General features: G+C 68.2%; 16 protein-coding genes. 1 reads left to right on the top strand and 15 read right to left on the bottom strand.

Annotation, left to right across the window (positions count from 1 at the left end; translation table 11 throughout):
* The 14 genes from SK095_RS19065 to trmJ all read right to left on the bottom strand — a co-directional run bounded on the left by SK095_RS19065 (nucleotide 1) and on the right by trmJ (nucleotide 10,885).
* Nucleotides 1–1,071, bottom strand: coding sequence for a RodZ family helix-turn-helix domain-containing protein (locus SK095_RS19065; protein WP_320547166.1), 1,071 nt, complete (start codon nucleotides 1,069–1,071; stop codon nucleotides 1–3).
* Nucleotides 1,068–1,829 carry a type IV pilus biogenesis/stability protein PilW gene (pilW, locus tag SK095_RS19060; RefSeq protein ID WP_136490941.1) on the bottom strand — a complete coding sequence of 254 codons (762 nt, stop codon included), beginning with the start codon at nucleotides 1,827–1,829 and terminating at the stop codon, nucleotides 1,068–1,070. Before pilW ends, SK095_RS19065 begins: the two co-directional genes overlap by 4 nt.
* 18 nt (nucleotides 1,830–1,847) lie before the next feature.
* Nucleotides 1,848–2,996, bottom strand: coding sequence for a 23S rRNA (adenine(2503)-C(2))-methyltransferase RlmN (gene rlmN, locus SK095_RS19055; protein WP_136490938.1), 1,149 nt, complete (start codon nucleotides 2,994–2,996; stop codon nucleotides 1,848–1,850).
* A 24-nt stretch (nucleotides 2,997–3,020) separates the two neighbouring features.
* Nucleotides 3,021–3,452, bottom strand: coding sequence for a nucleoside-diphosphate kinase (gene ndk, locus SK095_RS19050; protein WP_090211713.1), 432 nt, complete (start codon nucleotides 3,450–3,452; stop codon nucleotides 3,021–3,023).
* A gap of 214 nt (nucleotides 3,453–3,666) precedes the next feature.
* Entirely contained in the window at nucleotides 3,667–3,867 is a 201-nt protein-coding gene (iscX, locus tag SK095_RS19045) for a Fe-S cluster assembly protein IscX (protein ID WP_320547165.1), read from the bottom strand.
* Nucleotides 3,868–3,882: 15 nt separating this feature from the next.
* Nucleotides 3,883–4,221: an ISC system 2Fe-2S type ferredoxin gene (gene fdx / locus SK095_RS19040; protein WP_136490935.1), complete on the bottom strand. Its 339-nt coding sequence runs from the start codon at nucleotides 4,219–4,221 to the stop codon at nucleotides 3,883–3,885.
* 3 nt (nucleotides 4,222–4,224) lie between these two features.
* On the bottom strand, nucleotides 4,225–6,084 hold the full coding sequence (hscA, locus tag SK095_RS19035) for a Fe-S protein assembly chaperone HscA (protein WP_320547164.1): 1,860 nt from the start codon (nucleotides 6,082–6,084) through the stop codon (nucleotides 4,225–4,227).
* A gap of 42 nt (nucleotides 6,085–6,126) precedes the next feature.
* The gene (gene hscB / locus SK095_RS19030) at nucleotides 6,127–6,645 is read right to left on the bottom strand and encodes a co-chaperone HscB (protein WP_320547163.1); all 519 of its coding nucleotides are present in this window, start codon (nucleotides 6,643–6,645) and stop codon (nucleotides 6,127–6,129) included.
* Nucleotides 6,646–6,653: 8 nt separating this feature from the next.
* Nucleotides 6,654–6,977: an iron-sulfur cluster assembly protein IscA gene (iscA, locus tag SK095_RS19025; RefSeq protein WP_320547162.1), complete on the bottom strand. Its 324-nt coding sequence runs from the start codon at nucleotides 6,975–6,977 to the stop codon at nucleotides 6,654–6,656.
* 11 nt (nucleotides 6,978–6,988) lie between these two features.
* Complete coding sequence (gene iscU / locus SK095_RS19020; protein ID WP_320547161.1) at nucleotides 6,989–7,375, bottom strand: Fe-S cluster assembly scaffold IscU; 387 nt, start codon at nucleotides 7,373–7,375, stop codon at nucleotides 6,989–6,991.
* Between the two features lie 30 nt (nucleotides 7,376–7,405).
* Nucleotides 7,406–8,620 carry an IscS subfamily cysteine desulfurase gene (locus SK095_RS19015; RefSeq protein ID WP_320547160.1) on the bottom strand — a complete coding sequence of 405 codons (1,215 nt, stop codon included), beginning with the start codon at nucleotides 8,618–8,620 and terminating at the stop codon, nucleotides 7,406–7,408.
* A 33-nt stretch (nucleotides 8,621–8,653) separates the two neighbouring features.
* Nucleotides 8,654–9,154 (bottom strand): Fe-S cluster assembly transcriptional regulator IscR, encoded by a 501-nt coding sequence (iscR, locus tag SK095_RS19010; protein WP_136490929.1) that lies wholly within the window; start codon nucleotides 9,152–9,154, stop codon nucleotides 8,654–8,656.
* A 148-nt stretch (nucleotides 9,155–9,302) separates the two neighbouring features.
* A complete protein-coding gene (cysE, locus tag SK095_RS19005; protein WP_136490928.1) occupies nucleotides 9,303–10,112 on the bottom strand; it encodes a serine O-acetyltransferase in 810 nt (269 codons plus the stop codon).
* The gene (gene trmJ / locus SK095_RS19000; protein WP_320547159.1) at nucleotides 10,112–10,885 is read right to left on the bottom strand and encodes a tRNA (cytosine(32)/uridine(32)-2'-O)-methyltransferase TrmJ; all 774 of its coding nucleotides are present in this window, start codon (nucleotides 10,883–10,885) and stop codon (nucleotides 10,112–10,114) included. Before trmJ ends, cysE begins: the two co-directional genes overlap by 1 nt.
* A 135-nt stretch (nucleotides 10,886–11,020) precedes the next feature.
* Here trmJ and suhB point away from each other — a divergent pair, with 135 nt between their 5' ends.
* Nucleotides 11,021–11,836, top strand: a complete 816-nt coding sequence (gene suhB, locus SK095_RS18995) for an inositol-phosphate phosphatase (protein WP_136490926.1) — start codon at nucleotides 11,021–11,023, stop codon at nucleotides 11,834–11,836.
* 110 nt (nucleotides 11,837–11,946) lie between these two features.
* Here suhB and secF read toward each other — a convergent pair whose 3' ends face one another.
* Complete coding sequence (secF, locus tag SK095_RS18990) at nucleotides 11,947–12,858, bottom strand: protein translocase subunit SecF (RefSeq protein ID WP_136490925.1); 912 nt, start codon at nucleotides 12,856–12,858, stop codon at nucleotides 11,947–11,949.
* Between the last annotated feature and the right edge of the window lie 2 nt (nucleotides 12,859–12,860).

Raw genomic sequence — 12,860 nt, 5'->3', positions numbered from 1 at the left:
TTACTGTCCCAGCTTGATGCGGGCGGTGCCGCTGGCGGTCATGTTCTTGCGGTGCTCGACCGGCTCGCCGTTGTAGCGCACCTGGGCGACCCGGGCATTGCCCAGGCGCAGTTCGAGCGGCGCCTTGCCGGCCAGCTGCAGGCTGTCGCCGGCGCGCTTGACGGTGCTGACCAGCACCCGGCCGTTGGCGTCGGTGACCTGGGTCCAGCAGTCGGCGGTGAAGCTGAGCTGCACCAGGCCCTCGCCGGCAGCGACCTGCGGCGCAGGCGCCGCGGGCTCGGCCGCGGGCGGGGCCTCGGCAGCGGGGGCGACGGCGGGCGCGGGCAACGCGCCGGCGACCGGGGTCGGCGCCACGGCCTGGGCGGCGACCGCGGTCGGCTGGGTGGCCGACGCGCTTTCGCCGGCCGGGGCCGGCGGAGTCGCCGTCAGGGCGGGCGGGGTCGCCGGCAGGGCCGGAGCCGCCGGATCGGCGGCGGCTGGCTCGGCACCCTCGCCGCCGGCCTCGGCCGGGATCGGCGCCAGCGTCGGCTCGCCCTGCAGGGCCTCGGCCACCGCCTGGTCTTCGGGTTCGTCGAGCGGGTGCAGCTCGGTGGTGCCGTCGGCGCTCTCCACCTCGATGTGCTTGAGGCCGAGCGCGCCGAGGTCGGCCAGACGCTCCGGACGCTCCTGCCACCAGAAGTAGCCGAGCACCAGCAGCAGCAGCAGCAGCACGGCGCTGGCCAGGCGCAGCACGGTGCGCGACAGGCGCAGCGGCTCGGGCACATGGCCGAGGCTGTGCACGGTGCTGCCGGTGGCGTCGGTGCCGGTGTAGTGGTCGAAGATGCCGACCAGTTCGGCCTGGTCGAGGCCGAGCAGCTTGGCATAGGCCCGCACGTAGCCGCGGGCGAAGGTGTGCCCGGGCAGGCGGTCAAACTCGCCGGCTTCCAGCTGGGCCAGGGAATGAGCGGTCAGGTTGAGCTGGGCGGCCACCTCGGCCAGCTGCCAGCCCTTCTCCTCCCGCGCCTGGCGGAGGATTTCGCCAGGATTGCTGCGCGAGGACGCGCCCACCGCTTCGATGTGCGACATGGTCATTGTTGCTCCGCGAGATATTGCCGGTATTCAGCGGTGCCCGGGTACAGGCGACGCAGCTGCATGGCGTAGTTGGAAGCGCGGTCGCGATCCTCGAAGACCTTGGCCAGGCGGATGCCGAGCAGCAGGCTGCGGGCGTCCTGCGGCCCCTTGAGGGCCAGGTAGCGCTCGTAGTAGCCGCGCGCCGGCACGTACTGGCGGTCCTCGAACGACAGCTGGGCCATCTCCAGCAGCACGCGCGGCTGGTTGCGGTTCAGGCGCAGCGACTTCTCGAAGTGCTGCAGCGCCTGCGGGCGCTGGCCGAGCCGCAGCGAGGTCAGGCCGAGGTTCTCGTAGACCCGCGAGCGCTCCGGATAGAGGTTGTCCTCGGCGGCCTCCTGGAAGCGCGCGTAGGCGTCCTGGTAGCGCTGCTGCTCGAACAGGAAGCTGCCGTAGTTGTTGAGGATGCGCGCGTCGCGGCGCGCCGACAGCGCCTTGCGGTAGTGCTCGTCGGCCAGCGTGGGCTCCATCTCGGTCTGGAACACCAGGGCCAGCGCGGCGTGGGCGTCGGCATTGGAGGCGTCCAGCTCCAGCGCCTGCTTGAGCGGCACCTTGGCCTGCTCGGTATTGCCCTTCTGCAGGTAGCCGATGCCCAGCTTGACATAGGCATCGCGCGCCGCCTCACGCCCCTCGGCGGTCTTCAGCGGGTCCTGATGCCCCGTCGACACGCAGGCAGTCAGCAGGCCGCCGAGCAGCAGGACCATCGTGGTACGCAACAGCATCATGCACGAACTCCCTCGTCAGTTTCCCGGTGCGACGGAACGGGGCTGGTCGCCTTCGCTCTCCAGCTGGCGCACCGCGATGTAGCGCTCGCTGCGCCGGGTGCGATCCTGCACCTGGCCGACCAACTGACCGCAGGCGGCATCGATGTCGTCGCCGCGGGTAGTGCGCACGGTGACGTTGTGCCCGGCGTGGTGCAGCAGGTCCTGGAAGCGGCGGATGGCATTGTTGCTCGGCCGCTCGTAACCGGAATGGGGGAACGGATTAAACGGAATCAGGTTGATCTTGCAAGGAAAATCCTTGAGCAGCGCGATCATCTGCGCCGCATGCTCGGGCTGGTCGTTGACGTCCTTGAGCAGGGTGTACTCGACGGTGAGCACGCGCTTCTCGCCGAGGCCGGAGATGTAGCGCTTGCAGGCGTCCAGCACCACGGCCAGCGGGTACTTCTTGTTGATCGGCACCAGCTGGTTGCGCAGCTCGTCGTTGGGCGCGTGCAGCGACAGCGCCAGGGACACGTCGATCACCTTGGCCAGCTCGTCGATCATCGGCGCGACGCCCGAGGTGGACAGGGTCACCTTGCGCTTGGAGATGCCGTAGCCGAGGTCGTCCATCATGATCTGCATGGCGGCGACCGCGTTGTCGAAGTTCAGCAGCGGCTCGCCCATGCCCATCATCACCACGTTGGTGATGGCGCGGTCGATCTTGGCCGGCACGGTGCCGAAGGATTTGTTGGCGATCCACACCTGGCCGATGATCTCGGCGCTGGTCAGGTCGCTGTTGAAACCCTGCTTGCCGGTCGAGCAGAAGCTGCAGTCCAGCGCGCAGCCGGCCTGCGAGGACACGCACAGGGTGCCGCGGCCGCCCTGCGGGATGTACACGGTCTCGACGCAGCTGCCGGACGCCACGCGCACCACCCACTTGCGGGTGCCGTCGCTGGAGATGTCCTCGCTGACGATCTCGGGACCGCGGATCTCGGCACAGGCCTTGAGCTTTTCGCGCAGGGCCTTGCCGAGATTGGTCATGGCGTCGAAGTCTTCGGCGCCAAAGTGGTGAATCCATTTCATCACCTGGCCGGCACGGAAGCGCTTCTCGCCGATGGACTCGAAGAACCGTTCCAGCTGCGGCTGGGTCAGCCCCAGCAGGTTAACCTTGCCAGTCGTTGCAGTCATGGATTCACCCTCACCGTTCCGCGCTTAGCGGATGCGGTTGCACAGCTCGGTAGCGGAGAAGAAGTAGGCGATCTCGCGGGCAGCGGAAGCCTCGGAGTCGGAACCGTGCACGGCGTTCTCGTCGATGGAGACGGCGAAGTCGGCGCGGATGGTGCCGGCAGCGGCTTCCTTCGGGTTGGTGGCGCCCATCAGCTCGCGGTTCTTCAGGACGGCGTCTTCGCCTTCCAGCACCTGGACGATGACCGGACCGGAGGTCATGAAGGCGACCAGATCCTTGAAGAAGCCGCGCTCGCTGTGCTCGGCGTAGAAGCCGGCGGCTTCGCGCTCGGACAGCTGGACCATCTTGGAAGCGACGACGCGCAGGCCGGCCTTCTCGAAACGGGTGGTGATTTCGCCGATCACGTTCTTGGCGACGGCATCGGGCTTGATGATGGAGAAGGTGCGTTGCAGGGCCATGGAATAACTCCGGAAGGCAGGGTTGACGGTTAAACCGGAGCGCGCCGCCATCGGCAGGCGAGGCAGCGCGCAGGAAGTCCGATAAACGAAACCCGCGGATTATACGCGGGTTGCTGTGAAATGCGTACCGGCGCGCCGGGTGGTGCCCCTGCGCGGGGGCAGCGGTGGAAAATCGCGGTGCGCGTTTTCCACCCTGCCGCCTGGAGCCCGGCGCTTACTCGGCCTCTTCGATCCAGGCCGCCTGGATGGCCTCCAGCACCTTCTCGCCGCCGCGCTGGGGATCGTCGGCGAACTCCGGCAGGGCCATCACCCAGCGGTGCAGGTCGACGAAGTTGACGTAGCGCGGATCGACCTCCGGCTTGCTGTCGGCCAGTTGGATGGCGATCTCCAGCACATCGGTCCATTTCAGGCTCATGGGGCGGCTCCGCAGTCAGTGGCTCTCGTTGACCTGGTTGATGGTGTACTTGGGAATCTCCACCACCAGATCCTCCTTGCCGACCCGCGCCTGGCAGGACAGCCGCGATTCCGGCTCCAGCCCCCAGGCCTTGTCGAGCATGTCGTCCTCCAGTTCGTCGGACGGTTCCAGCGAATTGAAGCCCTCGCGCACGATCACGTGGCAGGTGGTGCAGGCGCAGGACATCTCGCAGGCGTGCACGATGTCGATGTCGTTGCGCAGCGCGGCCTCGATGATGGTCTCGCCGGTCTTGGCCTCGACCACCGCGCCCTCCGGGCAATGCTCGGCGTTGGGCAGAAAGACGATCTGCGGCATGGCTTATTCCTCGATTTCGTTGAGCTGGCGACCGGCCAGGGCGGCCTTGACGCTGGCGTCCATGCGCCGGGCGGCGAAGGCGTCGGTGACCTGGGACAGGCGGCGCACCTGGCGCTCGATGGCAGCGGTATCGCTGCTGGCGGCCAGTTCGCGCAGCACCTGCATTTCGTGGTCGATCATGGCGCGCTCGTCGGCCTCCAGCAGGCGCTCGCCATCGGCGGCCAGCGCCGCCTGCACGGCCTCGAGCAGGCGCTCGGCCTCAACCTGCTGCTCGCGCAGGGCGCGGGCGGCCTTGTCCTCGCCGGCGTGGGCGAAGGAGTCCTGCAGCATGCGGGCGATCTCGGTGTCGCTGAGACCGTAGGACGGCTTGACCTGGATGCTCGCCTCGACGCCGGAGCTCAGCTCGCGGGCGGTGACCCCGAGCAGGCCGTCGGCGTCGACCTGGAAGGTCACGCGGATCTTCGCCGCGCCGGCGACCATCGGCGGGATGCCGCGCAGCTCGAAGCGCGCCAGCGAGCGGCAGTCGCTGACCAGCTCGCGCTCGCCCTGCAGCACGTGGATCATCATGGCCGTCTGGCCATCCTTGTAGGTGGTGAACTCCTGGCCGCGCGCCACCGGGATGGTGGTGTTGCGCGCGATCACCTTCTCCATCAGCCCGCCCATGGTCTCGAGACCCAGCGACAGCGGGATGACGTCGAGCAGCAGCAGTTCCTCGCCCTGCTTGTTGCCGGCCAGGGTGTCGGCCTGGATGGCGGCGCCGATGGCCACCACCTCGTCGGGGTCGATGTCGGTCAGCGGGGTGCGGCCGAACAGCTCACCCACCGCCTCGCGCACGCGCGGCACGCGGGTCGAGCCGCCGACCATGACCACCGCCTCGACCTCGTCCAGCTCGATGCCGGCGTCGCGCACCGCGCGGCGGCAGGCCTTGAGGCTGCGCGCCAGCAGCGGCTCGATCAGCGCGTCGAACTGCGCGCGGCTCAGCGTGCCGGACCAGTCGCCGTGACTGACGGTCACTTCCCCGGCATCGGTCAGCGCTTCCTTGGCGGCGCAGGCGACCTGCAGCAGGTGGCGCTGGGCGCCCGGATCGAGGTCGGCGGACAGCCCGGCCTGCTCGATGATCCAGCCGGCGATGGCGTGGTCGAAGTCGTCGCCGCCGAGGGCGCTGTCGCCGCCGGTGGCCAGCACCTCGAACACGCCGCGGGTCAGGCGAAGGATGGAGATGTCGAAGGTGCCGCCACCCAGATCGTAGATGGCGATCACCCCTTCGGCGCCCTTGTCGAGGCCGTAGGCCACCGCCGCGGCGGTCGGCTCGTTGAGCAGGCGCAGCACGTTGAGGCCGGCCAGGCGCGCGGCGTCCTTGGTGGCCTGGCGCTGGGCGTCGTCGAAGTAGGCCGGCACGGTGATCACCGCGCCGACCAGCTCGCCACCGAGGGTCGCCTCGGCACGCTCGCGCAGGGCGCGCAGGATGTCGGCGGAGACTTCCACCGGACTCTTCGGCCCCTGCACGGTGTCAAGGAACGGCATCTGCGAGTCGCCGGCGACGAAGCGGTAGGGCAGCTGCTGGCCGAGCTGCTTGACGTCGGCCAGGCCGCGACCCATCAGGCGCTTGACCGAGATGATGCTGTTCAGCGGATCGCTGGCGGCGGCGGCAACGGCAGCGTGGCCGACTTCGAGGCCGCCAGCCAGGTAGCGCACCGCGGAAGGCAGGATGACCCGCCCCTGCGCATCCGGCAGCGGCGCGGTCCGGCCGCTGCGCACGGCAGCGACCAGGGAATTGGTGGTACCGAGGTCGATGCCCACCGCCAGGCGACGCTGGTGCGGCTGGGGGCTCTGTCCCGGTTCGGCAATCTGCAGTAGGGCCATGGTCTTCGCGTTATCAGGCACCTCCCTCGCAGGAGGCGCGGGTTAATCGTCGAGGCGCTCTTCCAGCTCGCGGACCTCGAGGGCCAGCTTGTCGAGGAACTGCATGCGGCGCATCAGGCGCTCGGCCTGCTCGCGTTCGGCGGGGTCGTCCCAGCAGGCGGCGAAGCCCTGCTCCAGCTCGCCCTGGGCGGCCTTGAGGCGGCGCTTGAAGGCGGCCACCCCCGCCAGGTCGGCGCTGTCCTGCAACTCCTCCAGCTCCTCGCGCAGCTGCATCTGCTGCAGGAGGAACTCGGGATCCTGCACGGTGGCTTCCAGCGGCAGGACCTCGCCGCGCAGGCCGAGCAGGTAGCGGGCGCGCCGGCTCGGGCTCTTCAGCGTCTGGTAGGCGTCGTTGAGCTGGGCGGCGCGCTCCAGCGCCTGGCGCTGCTCGCGCGGCGCGGCATCGGCGAAGCGGTCCGGATGGGTCTCGCGGGCCAGCTCGCGGTAGCGCACGCCGAGCTGGTCGAGATCGAGGACGAAGGCCGGCTGCAGGTCGAACAGGGCGAAGTGGCAGGTGCTCACGGCGATCCTCAGACGTTGAAGCTTTCGCCGCAGCCGCACTCGCCGCGCACGTTGGGGTTGTTGAACTTGAAGCCTTCGTTCAGCCCCTCGCGGGTGAAGTCGAGTTCGGTGCCGTCCAGGTAGGCCAGGCTCTTCGGGTCGATGAACACCTTGACCCCGAAGTTCTCGAACACCAGATCCTCGGGCGCCTGCTCGTCGACGAACTCCAGCACGTAGGCCAGACCGGAGCAGCCGGTGGTGCGCACCCCGAGACGGATGCCCTCGCCCTTGCCCCGCCCTTCCAGCGAACGGCGAACGTGCTGTGCGGCGGCTTCGGTCATGCTGATGGCCATGGGCGTGCTCCTCAGATCAGGCCTTTCTTCTGCTTGTAGTCGCGCACGGCCGCCTTGATGGCGTCCTCGGCGAGCACCGAGCAGTGGATCTTCACCGGCGGCAGGGCCAGTTCCTCGGCCAGCTGGGTGTTCTTGATGCTTTCCGCCTCGTCCAGGGTCTTGCCCTTCATCCACTCGGTGGCCAGGGAGCTGGAGGCGATCGCCGAACCGCAGCCGTAGGTCTTGAACTTGGCGTCCTCGATGACGCCCTCGTCATTGACCTTGATCTGCAGGCGCATCACGTCGCCGCAGGCCGGCGCGCCGACCATGCCGGTACCGACGTCCGGGTCCTCGGCGTCGAGCTTGCCGACGTTGCGCGGGTTTTCGTAGTGGTCGATGACCTTGTCACTGTATGCCATGGCGGTAATCCTCGCTGAATCGGTACGGCGTCAGTGCGCCTGCCACTCGACCTTGGACAGGTCGACGCCTTCTTTGAACATGTCCCACAGCGGCGACAGCTCGCGCAGCTTGGTCACCGCCTCGCGCACCTTGGCGGCGGCGTAGTCGACTTCCGCCTCGCTGGTGAAGCGGCCGAAGGTGAAGCGGATCGAGCTGTGCGCCAGTTCGTCGTTGCGGCCCAGGGCGCGCAGCACGTAGGACGGCTCCAGGGAGGCCGAGGTGCACGCGGAGCCGGAGGACACGGCGAGGTCCTTGAGCGCCATGATCAGCGACTCGCCCTCGACGTAGTTGAAGCTCAGGTTGAGGTTGTGCGGCACGCGCTGCTCGCGGCAGCCGTTCAGATAGACCTCTTCCATGCCTTCCAGGTGGGCCAGGAAACGCTCGGCCAGCGCCTTGATGCGCACGTTCTCGGCGGCCATCTCTTCCTTGGCGATGCGGAAGGCCTCGCCCATGCCGACGATCTGGTGGGTGGCCAGGGTGCCCGAGCGCATGCCGCGCTCGTGACCGCCGCCGTGCATCTGCGCCTCGAGGCGCACGCGCGGCTTGCGGCGCACGTAGAGGGCGCCGATGCCCTTGGGACCGTAGGTCTTGTGCGCGGAGAAGGACATCAGGTCGACCTTCATCGCTTCCAGGTCGATCGCCACCTTGCCGGTGGACTGCGCCGCGTCGACGTGGAACAGGATGCCGCGGGCGCGGGTCAGCTCGCCGATGGCGGCGATGTCGTTGATGGTGCCGATCTCGTTGTTGACGTGCATCACCGAGACCAGGATGGTGTCGTCGCGCAGCGCCGCCTCGACCATCGCCGGGGTGATGATGCCGTCCTCGCCCGGCTCCAGGTAGGTGACCTCGAAGCCTTCGCGCTCCAGCTGGCGGGTGGTGTCCAGCACCGCCTTGTGCTCGATCTTCGAGGTGACGATGTGCTTGCCCTTGCTGGCGTAGAAGTGCGCGACGCCCTTGATCGCCAGGTTGTCGGACTCGGTGGCGCCGGAGGTCCAGACGATCTCGCGCGGGTCGGCGTTGACCAGTTCGGCCACCTGACGGCGGGCGTTCTCCACCGCCTCCTCGGCCTTCCAGCCGAACAGGTGGGAGCGCGAGGCCGGGTTGCCGAAGTTGCCGTCCATGGTCAGGCACTCGCACAGCTTCTGCGCCACGCGCGGATCGGCCGGCGTGGTCGCGGAATAATCCAGGTAGATCGGCAATTTCATCAGGTCTCTCCTGTCAGGCTGGCAACCGCGGCATCAGTCGATGGCGGACGCTTCGATCTTTTCAAGCGGGCTGGACGGCATCCCCTTGCCTTGCAGGCAACGCTGATCCTGGCGCTGCGCGACGCTCTGCACTTCCTGGTTGCGCACCAGGTCGGCCAGGCTGATGCCGCTGAGGAATTCGTGGATCCGGTCGCTCAGGCCGCACCACAGGTGGTGGGTCAGGCAGGTATCGCCTTCGTGGCAGCCGCCGAGCCCCTGGCAGCGGGTGGCGTCGACCGACTCGTTGACGGCGTCGATGACCTGGGCCACGTCGATGCTGGCCATGTCGCGCGACAGCTGATAGCCGCCGCCCGGGCCGCGCACGCTGGTGACCAGACTGCCGCGCCGCAGCTTGGCGAACAGCTGTTCGAGATAGGACAGGGAAATGCCCTGGCGCTCGGAAATGTCGGCGAGGGACACCGGCCCGTTCTGCGCATGCAGCGCGAGATCGAGCATGGCTGTCACGGCGTAACGGCCCTTGGTGGTCAGTCGCATGGGCTTGCACCACGATGATTCGGAAAGTGCGCAGAGTATGCAGTTTTCCGAGCAAAGCAGTCAACTAAAAGACCGAGCGTTTCAGTCGGAATAGCCTGACCGCATAGCGGAGCCGGGGATCTTATAGCAGTTCCCCGGCCCGCGCACCTCAATCGTGCGCCCGCGGCGGTGCCGGCTCGGCCTGGCCGGCGGCATCGACGGCCGCCGGCTTGACCCCGGCGAAGTCCTCGTCGCGCAGCGCCGGCAGCTCCTTGGCGCAGTAGTCGCTGCCCAGCGCGGTGAGCGCCTTGCACATGCCTTCCAGGCGCCCGTCGACCGCCTGCAGGTGATCGAGCAGCTGGCCGATGGCGCGCGCCACCGGATCGGGCATGTCCTCGCTGACGCCGTAGGCATCGAAGCCGATCTTCTCGGCCATCGCCTTGCGCCGCGCTTCCTGCTCGTCATCGGCCTTGACGATGATCCGCCCGGGAATGCCCACCGCGGTGGCGCCCGCCGGCACGGCGCGAGTGACCACCGCATTGGAGCCGATCTTGGCGCCGGCGCCGACGGTGAACGGACCGAGGATCTTCGCCCCGGCGCCGACGATCACGCCGTCCTCCAGGGTCGGATGGCGCTTGCCCTTGTTCCAGCTGGTGCCGCCCAGGGTCACGCCGTGGTAGAGGGTGACGTCGTCGCCGATCTCGGCGGTCTCGCCGATGACGATGCCCATGCCGTGATCGATGAAGAAGCGCCGGCCGATCCGCGCCCCCGGATGGATCTCGATGCCGGTCAGCCAGCGGCTGAGGTGCGAGACGAAGCGCGCCAGCAGCTTCCAGTCGGCGCTCCACAGCCAGTGCGCCACGCGATGCAGCCAGATGGCGTGCAGGCCGGGGTAGCAGACCAGCACCTCGAGGGTGTTTCGTGCCGCCGGGTCGCGATGGAACACGCTCTGGATGTCTTCTCGCATGCGCTCGAACATCAGTCATTTCTCCGCTTGTGCGACTCGCCGCGGGCCGCCTTCTGGGTTTCGGTGAGGATACCGCGCAGGATGTTCATTTCCAGCTTGCTGATGCCGGCCCGGCCGTACAGGCGCCGCAGGCGCGCCATCAGGTGGCGCGGCTTCTCGGGATCGAGGAAGTCGATCGCCACCAGGGTCTCCTCGAGGTGCCTATAGTACAGCTCCAGCTCGTCGGCGGTGACCGGCACCGCATCGAGCATGGCGGTGGTCTCCAGCTTCTCCACCTTGGTCGGCCGCCCCTGGCGGGCCAGCCAGTCCATGCGCACCTCGTAGGCCAGCACCTGCACCGCGGTGGCCAGGTTCAGCGAACTGAACTCGGGATTGGAAGGGATGTGCACGTGGTACTGGCAGCGCTGCAGCTCCTCGTTGGTCAGCCCGGCGTACTCGCGGCCGAACACCAGCGCCACCTCGCCGCCCAGCTCGACGTGCTCGAGGCTCTTCTGCGCGCACTCGCGCGGATCGAGGAGCGGCCAGGGAATGCGCCGGTCGCGCGCGCTGGTGCCGAGCACCAGACTGCAGCCGGCCAGCGCCTGCTCCAGCGTGTCGACCACCACCGCCGCCTCGAGGATGTCGGTGGCGCCGGAGGCCCGTGCGTTGGCCTCGCCGCTGGGAAATTCCTCGGGCTGCACCAGCACCAGTTTCGACAGCCCCATGTTCTTCATGGCCCGCGCCGTCCCGCCGATGTTGCCCGGATGGCTGGTATTGACCAGCACCACGCGAATCCTGTCGAGCACGCTCGCTCTCCCACCATGAACCTGAAAAGGAGCCGAATCTTACCCAAGCGTCGCCGCCGGCGCCACGCGCCCTTCATGGCGAGGGCTTTTCTGCTAGAATGGCCGGCTTTCTTTAACAGCCCAGGTGACCCCTCCATGCAGCCCATGCTGAATATCGCGCTGCGCGCGGCCCGCAGTGCCGGCGAACTCATCTTCCGCTCGATCGAACGCCTGGATGCACTCTCGGTCAACGAGAAGGACGCCAAGGACTACGTGACCGAGGTCGACCGCGCGGCCGAGCAGACCATCATCAGCGTGCTGCGCAAGGCCTACCCCAACCACGGCATCCTCGCCGAGGAAAGCGGGCTGCAGCCGGGCCAGGGCGACGGCGCCGACTACCTGTGGGTCATCGACCCGCTGGACGGCACCACCAACTTCATCCACGGCCTGCCGCACTTCGCGGTGAGCATCGCCTGCAAGTACCGCGGCCGCGTCGAGCACGCCGTGGTCCTCGACCCGGTGCGCCAGGAGGAGTTCACCGCCAGCCGCGGCCGCGGCGCGGCGCTCAACGGCCGGCGCATCCGCGTCAGCAACCGCAAGGGCCTGGAAGGCGCCCTGCTCGGCACCGGCTTCCCGTTCCGCGACAGCCAGCTCGACCACCTGGACAGCTACCTGGGCATGTTCCGCAGCCTGGTCGGCCAGACCGCCGGCATCCGCCGCGCCGGCGCCGCCAGCCTGGACCTGGCCTACGTCGCCGCCGGGCGCTTCGACGCCTTCTGGGAGTTCGGCCTGTCCGAGTGGGACATGGCGGCCGGCGCCCTGCTGGTGCAGGAAGCCGGCGGCCTGACCAGCGACTTCACCGGCGGCCACGAGTTCCTCGACAAGGGCCACATCGTCGCCGGCAACACCAAGTGCTTCAAGGCCGTGCTGACCGCCATCCAGCCGCACCTGCCGCCGGCGCTCAAGCGCTGAGCGCGCTGCGCCAGAAAAACCCGGCCCTGGTGCCGGGTTTTTTATCGCCGGCAGAAAGCCGGACATGAAAAAAGCGCCCAAAGGCGCTTTCTTCATGGGCGAGGCGCAGCTTACGGCCGCTCGTCGACCGCGTCCTCGACCACCGGCGGGATCAGGTCCTCGCGGGTCAGCTTCAGCCAGATCAGGCAGATGCTGGCGATGTACACGGAGGAGTACGTACCCGCACCCACGCCGATCAGCAGCGCCAGGGAGAAACCCCACAGGTTCTCGCCGCCGAACACCATCAGCGCCACCACCGCCAGCAGGGTGGAGATCGAGGTGGCCAGGGTGCGCAGCAGGGTCTGCGTGGTGGAGATGTTGATGTTGTCGATCAGCTCGGTCTTGCGCAGCAGGCGGAAGTTCTCGCGGATGCGGTCGAACACCACGATGGTGTCGTTCAGCGAGTAGCCGATGATCGCCAGCACCGCCGCCAGCACGGTCAGGTCGAAGGGGATCTCGAAGAAGCTGAACACCCCGAGGGTGACGATCACGTCGTGGATCAGCGAGACGATGGCGCCGAAGCCGAACTTCCACTGGAAGCGGAAGGCCACGTAGACCAGGATGCCGCCGAGCGCCAGCAGCATGCCCAGGCCACCCTGGTCGCGCAGCTCCTCGCCCACCTGCGGGCCGACGAACTCGACGCGCTTGAGGGTGAAAGGCGTATCGGCACTGACCTTGCGCAGGCCTTCCGCCAGCTGGTTGCCCAGCAGCGGATCATCGCCCTGCAGGCGCACCAGCACGTCGGTGGTGGCGCCGAAGCTCTGCACCACCGCATCCGGATAGCCGGCCTCGCGCAGCTGGCCACGCACCTTGTCGAGCTGCGCCGGCTGCTCGTAGGCCAGCTCGACCAGGGTGCCGCCGGTAAAGTCGAGGCCGAAGTTCAGCCCCTTGATCGCCAGACTGGCCAGCGAAGCCAGGGTCAGCAGCACGGTCAGCGCGAAGGCGACGTGCCGGATGCCCATGAAGTTAATCACACGTTTCATTC

Source organism: Pseudomonas sp. AN-1, assembly GCF_034057115.1.
Taxonomy (GTDB): domain Bacteria; phylum Pseudomonadota; class Gammaproteobacteria; order Pseudomonadales; family Pseudomonadaceae; genus Geopseudomonas.
The sequence above is the reverse complement of the archived record's forward strand: the minus strand, read 5'-3'. Positions and strand labels throughout refer to the sequence as shown.

Excerpts from the sequence above, each read along its gene's own strand:
- SK095_RS19065 (WP_320547166.1), bottom strand. The coding sequence starts at position 1,071 with ATGACCATGTCGCACATCGAAGCGGTGGGCGCGTCCTCGCGCAGCAAT.
- pilW (WP_136490941.1), bottom strand. The coding sequence starts at position 1,829 with ATGCTGTTGCGTACCACGATGGTCCTGCTGCTCGGCGGCCTGCTGACT.
- rlmN (WP_136490938.1), bottom strand. The coding sequence starts at position 2,996 with ATGACTGCAACGACTGGCAAGGTTAACCTGCTGGGGCTGACCCAGCCG.
- ndk (WP_090211713.1), bottom strand. The coding sequence starts at position 3,452 with ATGGCCCTGCAACGCACCTTCTCCATCATCAAGCCCGATGCCGTCGCC.
- iscX (WP_320547165.1), bottom strand. The coding sequence starts at position 3,867 with ATGAGCCTGAAATGGACCGATGTGCTGGAGATCGCCATCCAACTGGCC.
- fdx (WP_136490935.1), bottom strand. The coding sequence starts at position 4,221 with ATGCCGCAGATCGTCTTTCTGCCCAACGCCGAGCATTGCCCGGAGGGC.
- hscA (WP_320547164.1), bottom strand. The coding sequence starts at position 6,084 with ATGGCCCTACTGCAGATTGCCGAACCGGGACAGAGCCCCCAGCCGCAC.
- iscA (WP_320547162.1), bottom strand. The coding sequence starts at position 6,977 with ATGGCCATCAGCATGACCGAAGCCGCCGCACAGCACGTTCGCCGTTCG.
- iscU (WP_320547161.1), bottom strand. The coding sequence starts at position 7,375 with ATGGCATACAGTGACAAGGTCATCGACCACTACGAAAACCCGCGCAAC.
- SK095_RS19015 (WP_320547160.1), bottom strand. The coding sequence starts at position 8,620 with ATGAAATTGCCGATCTACCTGGATTATTCCGCGACCACGCCGGCCGAT.
- iscR (WP_136490929.1), bottom strand. The coding sequence starts at position 9,154 with ATGCGACTGACCACCAAGGGCCGTTACGCCGTGACAGCCATGCTCGAT.
- cysE (WP_136490928.1), bottom strand. The coding sequence starts at position 10,112 with ATGTTCGAGCGCATGCGAGAAGACATCCAGAGCGTGTTCCATCGCGAC.
- suhB (WP_136490926.1), top strand. The coding sequence starts at position 11,021 with ATGCAGCCCATGCTGAATATCGCGCTGCGCGCGGCCCGCAGTGCCGGC.
- secF (WP_136490925.1), bottom strand. The coding sequence starts at position 12,858 with ATGAAACGTGTGATTAACTTCATGGGCATCCGGCACGTCGCCTTCGCG.